Annotated in this window: 14 protein-coding genes; 9 read left to right on the plus strand and 5 right to left on the minus strand. The window is 68.2% G+C overall.

Annotated features, from left to right (window positions below):
- Window positions 1-9: 9 nt before the first annotated feature.
- Window positions 10-1,737, minus strand: coding sequence for a polyprenol phosphomannose-dependent alpha 1,6 mannosyltransferase MptB (gene mptB / locus KXC42_RS11045; RefSeq protein WP_373922191.1), 1,728 nt, complete (start codon window positions 1,735-1,737; stop codon window positions 10-12).
- Between the two features lie 73 nt (window positions 1,738-1,810).
- Here mptB and KXC42_RS11050 point away from each other — a divergent pair, with 73 nt between their 5' ends.
- From KXC42_RS11050 to KXC42_RS11080, 7 genes are all read left to right on the plus strand, one after another.
- On the plus strand, window positions 1,811-2,629 hold the full coding sequence (locus KXC42_RS11050) for a metalloregulator ArsR/SmtB family transcription factor (protein ID WP_094980515.1): 819 nt from the start codon (window positions 1,811-1,813) through the stop codon (window positions 2,627-2,629).
- Window positions 2,630-2,744: 115 nt separating this feature from the next.
- Window positions 2,745-4,190 carry a Fe-S cluster assembly protein SufB gene (gene sufB / locus KXC42_RS11055; RefSeq protein ID WP_024100815.1) on the plus strand — a complete coding sequence of 482 codons (1,446 nt, stop codon included), beginning with the start codon at window positions 2,745-2,747 and terminating at the stop codon, window positions 4,188-4,190.
- Window positions 4,191-5,402 (plus strand): Fe-S cluster assembly protein SufD, encoded by a 1,212-nt coding sequence (gene sufD, locus KXC42_RS11060; RefSeq protein ID WP_033096624.1) that lies wholly within the window; start codon window positions 4,191-4,193, stop codon window positions 5,400-5,402.
- Window positions 5,403-5,453: 51 nt separating this feature from the next.
- Window positions 5,454-6,242 (plus strand): Fe-S cluster assembly ATPase SufC, encoded by a 789-nt coding sequence (sufC, locus tag KXC42_RS11065; protein ID WP_016691727.1) that lies wholly within the window; start codon window positions 5,454-5,456, stop codon window positions 6,240-6,242.
- Between the two features lie 4 nt (window positions 6,243-6,246).
- Window positions 6,247-7,500 carry a cysteine desulfurase gene (locus tag KXC42_RS11070; protein ID WP_219130326.1) on the plus strand — a complete coding sequence of 418 codons (1,254 nt, stop codon included), beginning with the start codon at window positions 6,247-6,249 and terminating at the stop codon, window positions 7,498-7,500.
- Window positions 7,501-7,504: 4 nt separating this feature from the next.
- Complete coding sequence (sufU, locus tag KXC42_RS11075) at window positions 7,505-7,996, plus strand: Fe-S cluster assembly sulfur transfer protein SufU (protein WP_026061042.1); 492 nt, start codon at window positions 7,505-7,507, stop codon at window positions 7,994-7,996.
- Window positions 7,996-8,415 carry a metal-sulfur cluster assembly factor gene (locus tag KXC42_RS11080; protein WP_006551506.1) on the plus strand — a complete coding sequence of 140 codons (420 nt, stop codon included), beginning with the start codon at window positions 7,996-7,998 and terminating at the stop codon, window positions 8,413-8,415. The genes sufU and KXC42_RS11080 overlap by 1 nt, the downstream gene beginning before the upstream one ends.
- A 56-nt stretch (window positions 8,416-8,471) precedes the next feature.
- Here KXC42_RS11080 and KXC42_RS11085 read toward each other — a convergent pair whose 3' ends face one another.
- On the minus strand, window positions 8,472-9,506 hold the full coding sequence (locus KXC42_RS11085; RefSeq protein ID WP_219130327.1) for a Ku protein: 1,035 nt from the start codon (window positions 9,504-9,506) through the stop codon (window positions 8,472-8,474).
- 97 nt (window positions 9,507-9,603) lie between these two features.
- Window positions 9,604-10,719: a lycopene cyclase family protein gene (locus KXC42_RS11090; protein WP_219130328.1), complete on the minus strand. Its 1,116-nt coding sequence runs from the start codon at window positions 10,717-10,719 to the stop codon at window positions 9,604-9,606.
- Between the two features lie 166 nt (window positions 10,720-10,885).
- On the opposite strand from KXC42_RS11090, the gene KXC42_RS11095 reads away from it, so the two are divergent.
- Together KXC42_RS11095 and KXC42_RS11100 are read left to right on the plus strand one after the other, a co-directional pair.
- On the plus strand, window positions 10,886-12,517 hold the full coding sequence (locus tag KXC42_RS11095; protein ID WP_219130329.1) for an ABC-F family ATP-binding cassette domain-containing protein: 1,632 nt from the start codon (window positions 10,886-10,888) through the stop codon (window positions 12,515-12,517).
- Between the two features lie 120 nt (window positions 12,518-12,637).
- Window positions 12,638-12,889 (plus strand): helix-turn-helix domain-containing protein, encoded by a 252-nt coding sequence (locus tag KXC42_RS11100; protein ID WP_026061044.1) that lies wholly within the window; start codon window positions 12,638-12,640, stop codon window positions 12,887-12,889.
- Window positions 12,890-12,906: 17 nt separating this feature from the next.
- Here KXC42_RS11100 and KXC42_RS11105 read toward each other — a convergent pair whose 3' ends face one another.
- Complete coding sequence (locus KXC42_RS11105) at window positions 12,907-13,473, minus strand: TetR/AcrR family transcriptional regulator (RefSeq protein WP_016691734.1); 567 nt, start codon at window positions 13,471-13,473, stop codon at window positions 12,907-12,909.
- A gap of 105 nt (window positions 13,474-13,578) precedes the next feature.
- A complete protein-coding gene (gene acnA / locus KXC42_RS11110) occupies window positions 13,579-16,383 on the minus strand; it encodes an aconitate hydratase AcnA (RefSeq protein WP_219130330.1) in 2,805 nt (934 codons plus the stop codon).
- Window positions 16,384-16,420: the final 37 nt, after the last annotated feature.

Raw genomic sequence — 16,420 nt, forward strand, 5'->3', positions numbered from 1 at the left:
GGTTCCAGCCTAGGCGTCCGCGGTTTCCGCCGGACGCGGTGGTGTGCGCTCCTGCAGCCGCCACGGCAGCCGGGAGCGTGTGGCGACGATGATCAGACCGACCACGACGATGGTCGCGATCGACGCCTGGACGATGATGAACGGTTGGTATTCGCTGCCGTTGGGCATGAGGATCATGCCGACAACCGACGAGAACGCGATGGTGGGGATCCGGAAGACCGGGCGGGTCGCCCAGGCCGCGAGCGGGATCACCGCCCACAGCAGGTACCACGGTTGCACGACCGGGAAGAGCAGCACGATCGCGCCCAGCGAGACCCCCAGCGCACCGACCGGATGGATCCGTCCCATGAGCACCGCGAGCAGCATGCGCATCGTGACGAAAGCGGCCACCAGCGCTGCGATGGGGCGCGTGATGGACAGCACGGCCGTCGTGTGGTCGCCGAGACCGAGCAGCACGCCGCCGAGGCCGGTACCCATGCCGAGCAGGGTCGGGATCGACATCCAGCTGCGGACCTCCGTGGCGGTGCCCAGGGTCTTCGTCCAGCCGAAGCCCAGGCCGCTGCCCCAGCTCACAGCGCCGATGACGACGCAGGTCCCGATGCCGAGGATCGCGGCGGCGGCGAGCACGGCGCGGAAGCCGCCACCCCACTTGCGGGCAAGGGCCATGCCGACGAATCCGAGCGCGAGCAGCGAGGGCACCTTGATCATCGACGACAGGGCGATCAGCGCGGTGCCGGCCGCGAGCCACCCCGTGAGACGCAGGCGCGAGGCCGCCTCGTCGTCCGGGTGGACGGCCCGCAGCGCGAGCTCGACACCGGCGAGCATGAGCCCGAGCATCAGGGCCTCGTTGTGGATGCCCGCGACCAGGTGGAAGAGCAAGAGCGGGTTCGCGGCACCGAGCCACAACGCGCTCACCGACGCGACGCCGCACCGGCGGGCGAGCCGCGGCAGCGCCCACACGATCAGGGCCACACCCACGAGCGCGAGCAGCCGGTGGACGAAGATGCCGGCCACGATGTTCTCGCCCGTGAGGTACGTGATCTTCTCGCCGATCCACAGGAAGGCCGGGCCATAGGGGGCCGAGGTGTCGCGCCAGATGTTCGGCACCGTCCGGGTCAGGACGTGGTCGACCCCCAGCGCGCCGGCCGGACCGATCGCGTAGGGATCGAGCCCGCGCGCGGCAATCTCGCTCTGCGCGAGATACGAGTAGACGTCCTTGCTGAACATCGGCGGAGCGACGACCAGCGGAAGGATCCACAGCAGCAAGGTGCGGTCGAGCTGCGACCGGGACAGTCGGCGCACGGGACCGTCCGGTGCGCCCCGGCCGATCGCGAACCGGCCGAGCAGCAACCAGGCGAGGATCACCAGCGCCGTGCCGATCATGGTCGTCGTGAGGGCGGCGCTCGGCATGCGTGCCGCCAGTCCGAGGGCGCGGACGCCCTGCACGGGGTTCTGCAGGACCGGCTGGGCGCCGGCGCCGAGTGCCCCGACTGCCATGAGGACGGCACCGGTGGCGCCGAGCAGCCGGATGCGGTGGAGGTAGACGTTCTCGATCGCGTCGAGTCCGCGACCTTCGATCTCGTCGCCGTGCAGGACGACCGAGACATCGGCGTGTGGTCCCGGGGCGTCGAGGCCCAGAGCGCGTCGGATCCACACGTGCAGCCGTTCGCGGACCCCGGATCGGCCCGGCGACGGAGACGTCGTGTGCGGGGCGGACAGGGGAGGAGTCGACGGCACGTCAGAAGCGTAACGGGACGGCGAGGGTGCTCTCCGACGGCTCCGTCACGAGGTGTAACAAAGGGCACCCTTGGTGGACCGTGCTTCCGAATTCCGTCACACTGGTGTTGTGAAATACCCGTCCGACACCACCGACACCGCAGAACGCGCAGGTCACGCACCTGCCGCGACGGCGTCGCGCGTCGAGGACACCCGCAAGAATCCTGCTTCGACGGGCCGCGAGATCCCGGAGGGTCAGACCCGCGCCGCCGTCGTGCAGCTGCTGCTCGAAGAAGGTCCCATCACCGCGCCGGAGATCGGCGAGCGTCTGGGGCTCAGCGCCGCGGGCGTGCGACGCCATCTCGACGCGCTCATCGAGTCCGGTGAGGCGCAGGCCGCCGCGCCGCCGCGCAGGCAAGGACGCGGTCGTGGCCGCCCCGCCCGCCGCTTCCAGCTCACCGCCGTCGGACGCGCCCGCCTCGGGCACTCCTACGACGATCTCGCCACCGCCGCCATGCGGCACCTCCGCGAACTCGGCGGCGACGCTGCCGTGGAGGACTTCGCACGCCGCCGTGTGGACTCGATCCTCGGCACCATCGCGCCCGCCGACGAGAACCTCGACGACGTCGAGAGCGTCGCCGAGGAGATCGCCGGAGCGTTCACCGCCTCCGGTTTCGCCGCCTCGACCCGCCGCATCGGCACCGGCGTGCAGATCTGCCAGCACCACTGCCCGGTCTCGCACGTCGCGGAGCAGTTCCCCGAACTGTGCGAGGCGGAGCAGGAGGCCTTCGTGCGGATCCTCGGAACCCACGTGCAACGCCTCGCGACGATCGCGAACGGCGACGCCTTCTGCACGACACACGTGCCCGTTCTCTCCAAAGCGGATGCGCCCCGTCCGGAGCCGCCTACGTGACGATCCCACCGCGAGTGCTCCGCGAACCAGGGCACATCAGGAAGACATCCACCCACCCGTCGACCGTCGACGCACAGCCCGCGCCGACGCCCACCAGACTCCGGAAGGAGCTCGCATGACCGTCGCATCGGATCAGACGTCCGGAACCGCGCCGCTGACGCAGGAAGAGACGATCGATTCTCTCGGCCACTACGAATACGGCTGGGCGGACCCCGACACCGCGGGCGCCACGGCGCAGCGCGGCCTGTCCGAAGAGGTCGTGCGGGACATCTCCGCCAAGAAGAACGAGCCCGAGTGGATGCTCGATATCCGCCTCAAGGCGCTGCGCACCTTCGACAAGAAGCCGATGCCGGTGTGGGGCTCGAACCTCGACGGAATCGACTTCGACAACATCAAGTACTTCGTGCGCTCGACGGAGAAGCAGGCCGCGAGCTGGGACGAGCTCCCCGAGGACATCAAGAACACCTACGACAGGCTGGGCATCCCGGAGGCGGAGAAGCAGCGCCTGATCGCCGGCGTCGCCGCCCAGTACGAGTCCGAGGTGGTCTACCACCAGATCCGCGAGGACCTCGAGAGCCAGGGCGTGATCTTCCTCGACACCGACTCGGGCCTGCGCGAGCACCCCGAGCTGTTCAAGGAGTACTTCGGCACGGTCATCCCGGCCGGCGACAACAAGTTCTCCGCCCTGAACACCGCGGTGTGGTCGGGAGGCTCGTTCATCTACGTTCCGCCGGGTGTGCACGTCGACATCCCGCTGCAGGCCTACTTCCGCATCAACACGGAGAACATGGGCCAGTTCGAGCGGACCCTGATCATCGTCGACGAGGGCGCCTCGGTGCACTACGTCGAGGGCTGCACCGCGCCGATCTACAAGTCCGACTCGCTGCACTCCGCGGTGGTCGAGATCATCGTCAAGAAGGGCGGTCACTGCCGCTACACGACGATCCAGAACTGGTCGAACAACGTCTACAACCTGGTGACCAAGCGCACCAAGGTCGAGGCCGGCGGCTCGATGGAATGGATCGACGGCAACATCGGTTCCAAGGTGACGATGAAGTACCCGGCCGTGTGGATGATGGGCGAGCACGCTCGCGGTGAAGTGCTCTCCGTGGCCTTCGCCGGCGAGGGGCAGCACCAGGACACCGGCGCGAAGATGCTGCACCTGGCTCCGCACACCTCCTCGACCATCGTGTCGAAGTCGGTGGCGCGCGGCGGTGGACGTGCTTCCTACCGCGGCCTCGTGCAGGTCAACAAGGGCGCCCACGGCTCGAAGTCGACCGTCAAGTGCGACGCGCTGCTCGTCGACCAGATCAGCCGTTCCGACACCTACCCGTACGTCGACATCCGTGAGGACGACGTCACGATGGGTCACGAGGCGACCGTCTCGAAGGTGAGCGACGACCAGCTGTTCTACCTGATGAGCCGCGGACTCGACGAGGACGAGGCCATGGCCATGGTGGTGCGCGGATTCGTCGAGCCCATCGCCAAGGAACTACCGATGGAGTACGCCCTCGAACTCAACCGCCTGATCGAACTGCAGATGGAAGGGGCAGTCGGCTAAATGACTGCGGAAGCGAAGAACACGCCGGCTACCGCGACGGGCGTGCAGGATGCCGTGCGTGCCGAGAACCGGGTGCCGGCAATCAACAAGGGTGAGGTCTTCACGTCCTTCGATGTGAACGCCTTCGAGATTCCGTCGGGTCGCGACGAGGTGTGGCGGTTCACCCCGCTGCGCCGCCTGCGCGGTCTGCACGACGGCACCGCTCCCGCGACCGGCACCGCGACCATCGAGGTCACCCCGGTCGACGGCGTGCAGGTCGAGACCGTGGCGCGCGACGACGCGCGACTCGGACAGGCCGGTGTGCCGTTCGACCGGATCGCAGCACAGGCGTACTCGTCGTTCGAGACCGCGACCGTCCTCACCGTCGGCCGCGAGGTCGAGGTCGCCGAGCCCGTCACCGTGACGATCACGGGACCGGGTGAGGGCGCCGTCGCCTACGGTCACGTGCAGATCCGGCTCGAGGCGTTCGCCAACCTCACGCTCGTCATCGACCAGCGCGGCAGCGGCACCTACGCCGAGAACATCGAGTTCGTGCTCGGCGACAGCGCACAGCTGAAGGTCGTCGCGGTGCAGGACTGGGCCGACGACGCCGTACACGTCGCCGCGCACCACGCTCGCGTCGGCCGCGATGCCGTGCTGCGCCACTTCACCGTGGCGCTCGGCGGCGATCTCGTGCGCGTGTCGGCGACCACCAAGTACGACGGCCCCGGCGGCGACGCCGAACTGCTCGGCCTGTACTTCGCCGACGCCGGCCAGCACTTCGAGCAGCGCCTGCTCGTCGACCACTCGCAGCCGAACTGCAAGTCGAACGTCGTGTACAAGGGTGCGCTGCAGGGCGATCCGGCCTCCGGCAAGCCCGACGCGCACACCGTGTGGATCGGCGACGTGCTCATCCGCGCCGAGGCCGAGGGCACCGACACCTTCGAGCTCAACCGCAACCTGGTGCTCACCGACGGTGCGCGCGCCGACTCCGTGCCGAACCTCGAGATCGAGACCGGTGAGATCGTCGGTGCCGGACACGCGTCGGCGACCGGCCGCTTCGACGACGAGCAGCTGTTCTACCTGCGTGCTCGCGGTATCTCCGAGGAGGAAGCGCGTCGCCTCGTCGTCCGCGGCTTCTTCCACGAGCTGCTCGAGCGCATCACGGTCGCCGAGGTCCGCGAACGGCTCGAGGCCGCCATCGAGGCGGAACTCGCCGCCGTCGGCGCCTGACGGCCGTCTCCCCGTACTCCCGATACCTCTCCACTAAGGAAACGCATTTCGATGTCCACACCTTCGAACGTCCTCGAGATCAAGGACCTGCACGTCCGCGTCGCACAGACCGACGAGAACGCCGAGCCGATCGACATCCTCAAGGGCGTGAACCTCACGGTCCGCTCGGGTGAGACGCACGCCATCATGGGCCCCAACGGCTCCGGCAAGTCCACCCTGTCGTACGCGATCGCCGGCCACCCCAAGTACGAGATCACCTCGGGCAGCATCACCCTCAACGGTGAGGACGTGCTCGAGATGAGCGTCGACGAGCGCGCCCGCGCCGGCCTGTTCCTCGCCATGCAGTACCCGGTCGAGGTGCCCGGCGTGTCGATGTCGAACTTCCTCCGCACCGCCGCGACCGCCGTGCGCGGCGAGGCCCCCAAGCTGCGCCACTGGGTCAAGGAGGTCAAGCAGGCGATGTCCGAGCTGGACATCGATCCGGCCTTCGGCGAGCGCAGCGTCAACGAGGGCTTCTCCGGCGGTGAGAAGAAGCGCCACGAGATCCTGCAGCTGGGTCTGCTCAAGCCGAAGATCGCCATCCTCGACGAGACCGACTCCGGCCTCGACGTGGACGCGCTGCGCGTCGTCTCCGAGGGCGTGAACCGCTACCAGGAGAACGAGAACGGCGGCGTCCTGCTCATCACCCACTACACCCGCATCCTGCGCTACATCAAGCCGCAGTTCGTGCACGTCTTCGTGGGTGGCCGCGTCGTCGAGTCCGGTGGCCCGGAGCTCGCCGACGAGCTCGAGACCAACGGCTACGTTCGTTTCACCCAGGCAGCAACGCAAGGAGCGTGATCGGATGACGGTGCCGGTGCGGACCTTGGACATCGCCCGGATCAGGGCCGATTTCCCGATCCTCGCGCGCACGGTGCGCGACGGCAAACCCCTGGTCTACCTCGACTCGGGGGCCACCTCCCAGCGCCCGGTACAGGTGCTCGACGCCGAGCGTGAGTTCCTCGCGACGCGGAACGCGGCCGTGCACCGCGGTGCGCATGCGTTGTCGGAGGAGGCGACCGACTCGTACGAGGACGCCCGCGCCGTCATCGCGTCCTTCGTCGGGGTCGACGTCGACGAGGTGGTGTTCACCAAGAACGCCACCGAGTCGCTCAACCTCGTCGCGTACGCCTTCGCCGACGACCGGTTCCCGCACCGGCTCGGCCCCGGTGACGAGATCGTCGTCACCGAGCTCGAGCACCACGCGAATCTCGTTCCGTGGCAGGAACTCGCGCGGCGCACGGGTGCCACCCTGCGCTGGTACGGGGTCACCGACGACGGTCGCATCGATCTCGATTCGCTGACGCTGACCGACGCCGTGAAGGTCGTGGCGTTCACGCACCAGTCGAACGTGACCGGTGCGGTCGCTCCCGTCGAGGAGATCGTGCGGCGCGCGAAGGAGGTCGGCGCGATCGTCGTGCTCGACGCGTGCCAGTCGGTGCCGCACATGGCCGTCGACTTCCGCGCCCTCGGTGTGGATTTCGCGGCGTTCTCCGGACACAAGATGTTCGGTCCGTCCGGCGTCGGCGTTCTCTACGGTCGCCGCGACCTGCTCGCCGACGTGCCGCCGTTCATCACCGGTGGCTCGATGATCGAGACGGTGACGATGGAGGCCACGACCTTCGCCGCACCGCCGCAGCGATTCGAGGCCGGTTCGCCCATGGTCTCGCAGGCCGTCGGCCTCGGTGCCGCCGTGCGCTATCTGCAGGACATCGGGATGGACGCCGTCGCTGCATACGAACACGAGCTGACCGTTGCTGCGCTCGCCGAGCTGGGCGGCATCGACGGCGTGCGCATCATCGGACCCACGACCGCCGAACAGCGGGGCGGGGCGGTGTCGTTCGTCGTGGACGGAATCCATGCCCACGATCTCGGCCAGATCCTCGACGACGAGGGCGTGGAGATCCGGGTCGGACACCACTGCGCCTGGCCGCTGCACCGCCGCTTCGGGGTGGCCGCGACCGCCCGCGCATCGTTCGCCGTGTACAACACGCCGGACGAGGTGCAGGCACTCGGCGCGGCGATCCGGCGCGCCCAGAAGTTCTTCGGGGAGGCGTGATCCGATGCGGATGGAGCAGATGTACCAGGAAGTGATCCTGGACCACTACAAGCACCCGCACAATCGCGGACTGCGCGAACCGTTCGGCGCCGAAGTGCACCACGTCAACCCGACCTGCGGCGACGAGGTGACCCTGCGCGTGCACATCGACGGCGACACCGTCGCCGACGTCTCCTACGACGGGCAGGGCTGCTCGATCAGCCAGGCGTCGACGTCCGTGCTCACCGACCAGGTGATCGGCGTTCCGCTCGGCGATGCACTGAAGATCGTCGAGGGGTTCGTCGAGATGGTCGGCAGTCGCGGCACTGTCGAAGGCGACGAGGACCTGATCGGCGACGGCATCGCGTTCGCCGGCGTCGCGAAGTACCCGGCGCGCGTGAAGTGCGCGTTGTTGGGCTGGATGGCCTTCAAGGACGCGGTCGCGCAGACCGTGGACGCAGCCCCCGCCGACCTGGCGGGCGGCGCGCACACCCTTTCGAGCGGAGGACAGAACTGATGACCGAACCCGCACCGGGCACCGTGAACACCGACGAGAATCCGACGGCCGACGCCGGCGCGGACGAGACCTCGACGCTGGTCGCGGCCACGGCCCCGCCGCTGGATCCGGGCCGCCTCGACGAACTCGAGGAAGCGCTGCGCGACGTCGTCGACCCCGAGCTCGGCATCAACGTCGTCGATCTCGGTCTCATCTACGGGATCTCCGAGGTCGACGAGACCGTGACCGTGGATATGACGCTCACCTCGGCGGCGTGCCCCCTCACCGATGTCATCGAGGAGCAGGCCAAGGGCGCACTCGTGCGCAGCGGCCTCTGCGACGAGCTGCGCATCAACTGGGTGTGGATGCCGCCGTGGGGTCCCGACAAAATCACCGACGACGGACGCGAGCAGCTGCGCGCACTCGGCTTCACCGTCTGATCCGGCTGTCTCCGGCTCCGAGCCTCGGCGCCTGATCTTCGACTTCTCGTCGGAGGTCAGGCGCCTTTGCGTTCGCCGGAGGTCTTCTTGGCCGCCGTCTTCTTGGCAGGACTCTTCTTCGCCGTGCTCTTCGACGCCGAACTCTTGGACGCGGTCTTCTTCGCCGTGCTCTTCTTGGCGGGACTCTTCTTGGCCGCCGAACTCTTCGACGCCGTTTTCTTCGCGGGGGCCTTCTTCGCGTCCTCGTCTTCATCCTCGTCATTCTTCGAGGACTTCTTCCCGCCGGAGGACGAACCGGACGGGACCTTCTTGCCCGCCGCGTCGACGCTGCGCTGCAGGGCCGCCACGAGGTCGAGCACCTCGGCGTCCTCTTCGCCGGTGTCGTGTTCGGCGACCTGGAAGACCTTCTCGCCGCCGCGAGCGAGGGCCTCGTCGATCAGCGTGCGCAGTTCCACCTGGTACTCGTCGGTGAACTCGGTGGGATCGAAATCGTCGGACATCGACTCGACGAGGGTCTCGGCCATCGCGAGTTCGCGTTGCTTCGGCTTCTCGATGTCGTCGAGCGACTCGAACTCGGCTGCGCGAACCTCGTCGGGCCACAGCAGGGTCTGCAGGATGAGCAGACCGTCACGGGTACGCAAGGCCGCCAGCCGGGTGCGCTGACGAAGGGTGAAATGCACCAGCGCCGTCCGGGCGCTCTGCTCGAGAGTCGCGGCGAGCAGGCCGTAGGCCTTCGGCGACGACGAATCGGGTTCGAGATAGTAGGACTTCTCGAACAGGATCGGGTCGATCTGCTCGGTGGGCACGAACTGCAGCACCGGAATCTCGTGCTTCTCAGCGGCGGGGAGTTTCTCGAAGTCCTCGTCGGTGAGCACGACCCGCTCGCCGTCCTCGGAGTCGTACGCCTTGTCGATCTCCTGGTAGGGGACGACCTCCCCGCACTCGGTACACACACGCTGATACTTGATCCGTCCACCGTCCTTCGCGTGCACCTGGTGGAAGGAGATGTCGTGCGACTCGGTCGCCGAGTACACCTTCACCGGCACGTTGACGAGGCCGAACGCGAGTGAGCCTTTCCAGATCGACCGCATGTGTCCATCATGATCGACACCTCGGGAGCACGCTGGAAAGCTGCGAAACTCACCGGGCGGTTCGCCGAGCCCTTCGCCACACGCCGCACCCGGCGGATCAGCGGAGCGAACGCAGAATGGTTCCGCGCGCACCCGTCGGCAGCACCCGGAACAGCCGCCACATCGTGGCCGCCACGCCAGTCGCGTCGTCGCGACCGGACAGGTAGGCGCGCTGCTGCTCGACCGGCAAAGCGAAGAACGCGTCGAAGAACTCGATCGCTCCGCGTGCGTCGAGTCGCAGCAGGACCCGCAGTCCCATCTGCCGCAGGGTCGCCACCGAGCGGGCGCGCACCGGCCACAGGACGCGCTGGGGGTCCTCGCCGAGGCGCACCGCGTCGATCACCGCATCCGCGGTGGACAGGGCGGTGGCCACCGCGTATCCCGTGGCCGGATGCATGAGACCACCGCGAGCGCCGAAGCCGATCACCCCGGGTGCCGTCGGTGCGCTCTCGACGGCGAAGCGCACCCGTTCGACCTGGTCGTCGCCGGTCGTGCGCACGCCTCGCGCCGCGAGGCGGATGTGCAGGCGCCGTTCGAGTTCGCCGAGACCGAGCGCCGGGCGACCGACGAGGCAGGTCTCCTCGAGGATCGTGCGTCCGTCGCCGACCGGCACCGCATACAGGAAGGACGGCACGTCGTCGGGGCCCGTGCCGTTGTCGCGGCGCCAGTCCATGAACCAGGCGTCGTGGCCGTCGAGTGCCGGAGCTGCGGTCGTATCGTCGACGATCAGCCCGAATGCCGTCTGCTGGGCACGTTCCGGTTCGGCCGGAACCCCGCGGGCATCGACGACGTAGCGGGCAGGCACCCGGCGGCCGTCCCCGAGGACCACGCCGTCCGCATCGACGTCGCGCACCCGACCCGTGACCACCGTGACGGCGTCGAGGGCGAGGAAGTCCTGCAGTCCCGCCGTGTCCAGCACCCGGTAGGCGCGATCGACGATGCGGGGCCCGGTCGTCCACGCTGCGGGCCTGTCGATGTGCGCTGCCACCACCTCGTCGGGCAGCCAGGCGGGTAGTTCGTCGGCCCACGCCGCGTAGGTCGCGGTCCATCGGCGCTGCGGGCGCACATCGACGGCCGTCACCGACAGTCCGGCTGCGGCCGCTCGGAACGCCAGCGCACGGCCCGCGGGACCGAGTCCGGCCACGACGAGGTCGGTGGAGGGAAGGTGGGTCACGGGCGTCAGCCTAGGTCGCGCGAGGGGAGGACCTGGCCGTGCGTGGCGAGGGTAGCGAATCTCACCGTGGGGGAGAGGGGCCGTCACGGTAAAATGAGTGGTTCGTGTGCCCGGCTGTTTGCCACCATGGCACCCATCCATCGTCCTTCGTTCTAGGAGCCCGTGCGTGATCACCGCTACCGACCTCGAAGTCCGCGCCGGCGTGCGGACGCTGCTCACCGCCCCCGGCTCGGGGCTGCGGGTGCAGGCCGGGGACCGGATCGGCCTCGTGGGACGTAACGGTGCCGGCAAGACCACGACCCTGCGGATCCTCGCGGGTGAAGGCGAACCCTACGCCGGCGCCGTGATCCGTTCCGGAGACATCGGTTACCTGCCGCAGGATCCCAAGGAGGGCAATCTCGACGTCCTCGCCAAGGATCGGGTGCTCTCGGCGCGAGGTCTCGACGAGATCCTCCGCAGCATGGAGAAGCAGCAGGCGCTCATGGCGGAGGCCGTCGACGAGAAGATCCGCGACCGTGCCGTGCGCAAGTACGGTTCGCTCGAAGAGCGTTTCGCGACGCTCGGCGGATACGTCGCCGAATCCGAGGCCGCGAGCATCTGCCACAGCCTCGGCCTGCCCGACCGGGTCCTCGGCCAACCCCTCCACACGCTGTCGGGTGGTCAGCGACGCCGTGTCGAACTCGCCCGCATCCTGTTCGCAGCCTCGGACGGCTCCGGCGGGAAGTCCGACACCACGCTGCTGCTCGACGAGCCGACCAACCACCTGGACGCCGACTCGATCACCTGGCTGCGCGGCTTCCTGCAGAACCACGACGGTGGGCTCATCGTCATCAGCCACGACGTCGACCTGCTCGCCGACGTGGTGAACAAGGTGTGGTTCCTCGACGCGGTGCGCGGCGAGGCCGACGTCTACAACATGGGCTGGAAGAAGTACCTCGACGCACGCGCCACCGACGAGGCGCGGCGCCGGCGCGAGCGCGCGAACGCCGAGAAGAAGGCGTCCGCCCTGCAGAAGCAGGCCGCGAAGCTCGGAGCGAAGGCCACCAAGGCCACTGCCGCCCAGAACATGGCCAAGCGCGCCGAGAAGCTGCTCGCCGACCTCGACGACGTGCGCGTCGCCGACAAGGTGGCCAAGATCCGGTTCCCCACACCGTCCGCGTGCGGCAAGACCCCGCTGATGGCCAAGGAGCTGACCAAGGTCTACGGCTCCCTGGAGATCTTCACCGGCGTCGACCTCGCGATCGACCGGGGCAGCCGCGTCGTCGTCCTCGGCCTCAACGGTGCCGGCAAGACGACGCTGCTGCGACTGCTCGCCGGTGTGGAGCAGCCGGATCTCGGCGAACTCGTGCCCGGCCACGGTCTGAAGATCGGCTACTTCGCGCAGGAGCACGACACCATCGACGACTCGGCGACGGTGTGGGAGAACATCCGGCACGCCGCTCCGGACGCCGGTGAACAGGACCTGCGCGGACTGCTCGGCGCGTTCATGTTCACCGGTCCGCAGCTCGAGCAGCCGGCCGGAACACTCTCCGGCGGTGAGAAGACACGACTCGCCCTGGCGGGCCTCGTCTCGTCCGCGGCGAACGTGCTGCTCCTCGACGAACCGACCAACAACCTCGATCCCGTCTCGCGCGAGCAGGTGCTCGACGCGCTGCGGAGCTACGAGGGTGCCGTCGTGCTGGTCACCCACGATCCGGGTGCGGCCGAGGCCCTCGACCCGGAACGTGTGATCCTGCTTCCCGACGGGACCGAGGACCACTGGTCGCAGGAATACCTCGAGCTCATCCAGCTCGCCTGATCGGGCTCCCGGTCGGAGCCGCCCCCTGATCCGCTCCCGCTGGTCCGATCTGCGTCCGCGCAACCTGACAGTCCTCTAGCCTGGGAAAGGGACCTTTGGCGAGGGCGCAGGGAGGATCCGATGGCGCGAAATTCCGGTGGTGGAGAGACGACCTACGCGAAGGGAGCCCGAGTTACAGGGGAATCGCGGGACCGCTTGCAAGAGGATCTGAAGCGCCGCTACGAGGAGGGCGCGAGCATTCGGAGGCTTGCCCAGGAAACCGGTCGATCCTACGGTTTCGTGCACAACGTTCTCGTGGAGTCGCAGGTGCGGCTGAGGGGCCGCGGCGGCCCGAACCGTCGTCGGGCGGCAGCGAGCGACGAGAAGGCGTGAGGAACGGATCCGGCGCGTCAGTCGCGGCGGCGCACGGATTCCTCGACGAGGTCGAGAACCGCGACGAGGTCCTGTTCGGTGTGGCCTGAAGCGAGGCGGGCGACGAGCCCATCGAGCACGAGGTCGAGATAACCCAGGACGACTTCGGTCGGTACGTCGTCGCGCAGCCGGCCCGCTTCCCGCTGCCGTTCGAGACGTCCGACGGTGGCCTCGGTGAGTTCGGCCGAATGCTGCATCCACGCCTTCGCGAACTCGGGGTCGGTGCGGAGACGGCGCGTGATCTCGAGCCGCGTCCCGAGCCAGTCGAACTGGTCGGGGGAGGACAGCATGTCGCGCATGACCTGCACGAGACCCTCGTTGGCCGCGACGTCGGCCATCCGTCTCGCATCCTCCTGGGCGAGGGCGAGGAACAGTCCGTCCTTGTCCTTGAAATGGTGGAAGATCGCGCCACGGGACAGACCCGTGGCATCTTCGAGCAGTCGCACGGTCGCGCCGTCGTAACCGTATTCGGCGAAGCAGCGACGGGCACCGTCGAGGATCTGCCTGCGCCGCGCGGCGAGATGGTCCTCACTGACCTTGGGCACGCGCCACTTCCTTTCGGCTCGATGGAGACGGCGGGCCCGAGACGAGTCTCGTCCCGGGCCCGCCGCTTCACACGGATGTGACCGATCGGGTCACGAGCACTGCTCTCAGCCGCGGATCATGTTCCGCAGCACGTACTGCAGGATGCCGCCGTTGCGGTAGTAGTCCGCCTCACCGGGGGTGTCGATGCGGACGACAGCGTCGAAGGTGACCTTCTCGCCGTTGTCCTTGGTCGCCGTGACCTTGACGGTCTTCGGCGTGACGCCCTCGTTGAGCTTCTCGATGCCCTCGATGTCGAAGACCTCGGTGCCGGTCAGGCCCAGCGACGCGGCCGACTCGCCCGCCGGGAACTGCAGCGGGATGACGCCCATGCCGATGAGGTTCGAGCGGTGGATGCGCTCGAAGGACTCGGTGATGACGGCCTTGACGCCGAGCAGGCGGGTGCCCTTGGCGGCCCAGTCACGCGAGGAGCCGGAACCGTACTCCTTGCCACCGAGGACGACCAGCGGGATGCCGGCCTTCTGGTAGTTCTGCGAGGCGTCGTAGATGAACGCCTGCGGAGCACCGTCCTGGGTGAAGTCGCGGGTGTAACCACCGGAGACCCCGTCGAGCAGCTGGTTCTGCAGACGGATGTTCGCGAAGGTGCCGCGGACCATGACCTCGTGGTTGCCACGACGCGAACCGAGCGAGTTGTAGTCCTTGCGCTCGACACCGTGGGCGTCGAGGTACTTCGCGGCCGGGGTACCCGGCTTGATCGGACCGGCCGGGCTGATGTGGTCGGTGGTGACCGAATCGCCGAGCAGCGCGAGGACGCGAGCGCCCTTGATGTCGCTGACCGCGTCCGGCTCCATCGTCATGCCCTCGAAGTACGGAGCCTTGCGGACGTACGTCGAGTCCTCGTCCCACGCGAAGGTGTCGCCCTCGGGGGTCTCGAGGTTCTGCCAGCGCTCGTCGCCCTTGAAGACGTCGGCGTAGGACTTGCGGAACATGTCCTGGTTGATCGCCGACTTGATGGTGTCGTCGATCTCCTGGGCGGAAGGCCAGATGTCCTTCAGGAAGACGTCGTTGCCGTCCTTGTCCTTGCCCAGCGCGTCGGTCTCGAAGTCGAAGTCCATCGTGCCCGCGAGCGCGTACGCGATGACCAGCGGCGGCGAGGCCAGGTAGTTCATCTTCACGTCGGGGGAGATACGACCCTCGAAGTTGCGGTTGCCGGAGAGCACCGCGGTGACCGAGAGGTCGTTGTCGTTGACGGCCTTCGAGATCTCCTCGGGCAGCGGCCCGGTGTTACCGATGCACGTGGTGCAACCGAAGCCACCGAGGTAGAAGCCGAGCTTCTCGAGGTACGGCCACAGGCCGGCCTTCTCGTAGTAGTCGTTGACGACCTGCGAACCCGGAGCCATGTTGGTCTTGACCCACGGCTTGGTGGACAGGCCCTTCTCGACGGCGTTGCGGGCGAGCAGCGCGGCGCCGAGCATGACCGACGGGTTGGAGGTGTTGGTGCAGGAGGTGATGCCCGCCACCACGACGGCGCCGTGGTCGAGGACGAACTCGCCGCGCTCCTCCGAGACGACCTTGACCGGCTTCGACGGACGTCCGTGGGCACCGTTGGCGGCCGAGTGGACGTCGACGGCACCGTCGTCCGCGAAGGACAGCACGGCCGGGTCGGACGCCGGGAAGGTCTCCTCGACGGCCTCGTCGAGCTTGGTGTGCTCGGCCGGGAGGTTCTCCTCCACGTAATTGTGGATGTCCTTGCGGAAGGCGACCTTCGACTCGGACAGCAGGATGCGGTCCTGCGGGCGCTTCGGGCCGGCGATCGACGGGACGACCGTCGACAGGTCGAGCTCGAGGTACTCGGAGAACTCGGGCTCGCGGCTCGGATCGTGCCACAGGCCCTGCTCCTTGGCGTACGCCTCGACGAGAGCGAGCTGCTCGTCGGTGCGGCCGGTCAGGCGCAGGTAGTTGATGGTCTCGCCGTCGATCGGGAAGATCGCTGCGGTCGAACCGAACTCGGGGCTCATGTTGCCGAGGGTCGCGCGGTTGGCGAGGGGGACCTCGGCCACGCCGGCGCCGTAGAACTCGACGAACTTGCCGACGACGCCGTGCTTGCGCAGCATGTCGGTGACGGTGAGCACGACGTCGGTCGCGGTCACGCCGGGCTGGATCTCACCGGTGAGCTTGAAGCCGACCACGCGCGGGATGAGCATGGAGACCGGCTGGCCGAGCATCGCGGCCTCGGCCTCGATGCCGCCGACGCCCCAGCCGAGCACGCCGAGGCCGTTGACCATCGTCGTGTGCGAGTCGGTGCCGACGCAGGTGTCGGGGTAGGCCTGCCCGTTGCGGACCATGACGGTCGGGGCGAGGTACTCGATGTTGACCTGGTGGACGATGCCCATGCCCGGGGGGACGACGCGGAAGTCGTCGAAGGCGCCCTGGCCCCAGCGCAGGAACTGGTAGCGCTCGCCGTTGCGCTCGTACTCGAGGTCGACGTTGCGCTCGAGGGCGTCGGCGCGACCGAAGTAGTCGAGGATCACCGAGTGGTCGATGACCATGTCGGCGGGGGAGAGGGGGTTGACCTTGTTCGGGTCGCCGCCCAGGGTGGTCACGGCCTCACGCATGGTGGCGAGGTCGACGACACAGGGGACGCCCGTGAAGTCCTGCATGATCACGCGTGCGGGCGTGAACTGGATCTCGATGCTCGGGTCGGCGGAGGGATCCCAGTTGGCGATGGCCCGGATGTGATCGGCCGTGATGTTGGCACCGTCCTCGGTGCGCAGCAGGTTCTCGGCCAGGACCTTCAAAGAGTAAGGAAGTTTCTCGGTGCCGGGGACGGCCGACAGGCGGAAGATCTCGTAGGAGTTGTCTCCGACCTGCAGCGAACCCTTGGCGCCGAACGAATCACTACTGGTGCTCACGTCAGCTCCACTCGTCGTTTCGGCTGGCCGCCGACGG

The sequence above is a fragment of the Rhodococcus sp. LW-XY12 genome (assembly GCF_019317345.1).
GTDB lineage: Bacteria > Actinomycetota > Actinomycetes > Mycobacteriales > Mycobacteriaceae > Rhodococcus > Rhodococcus pyridinivorans.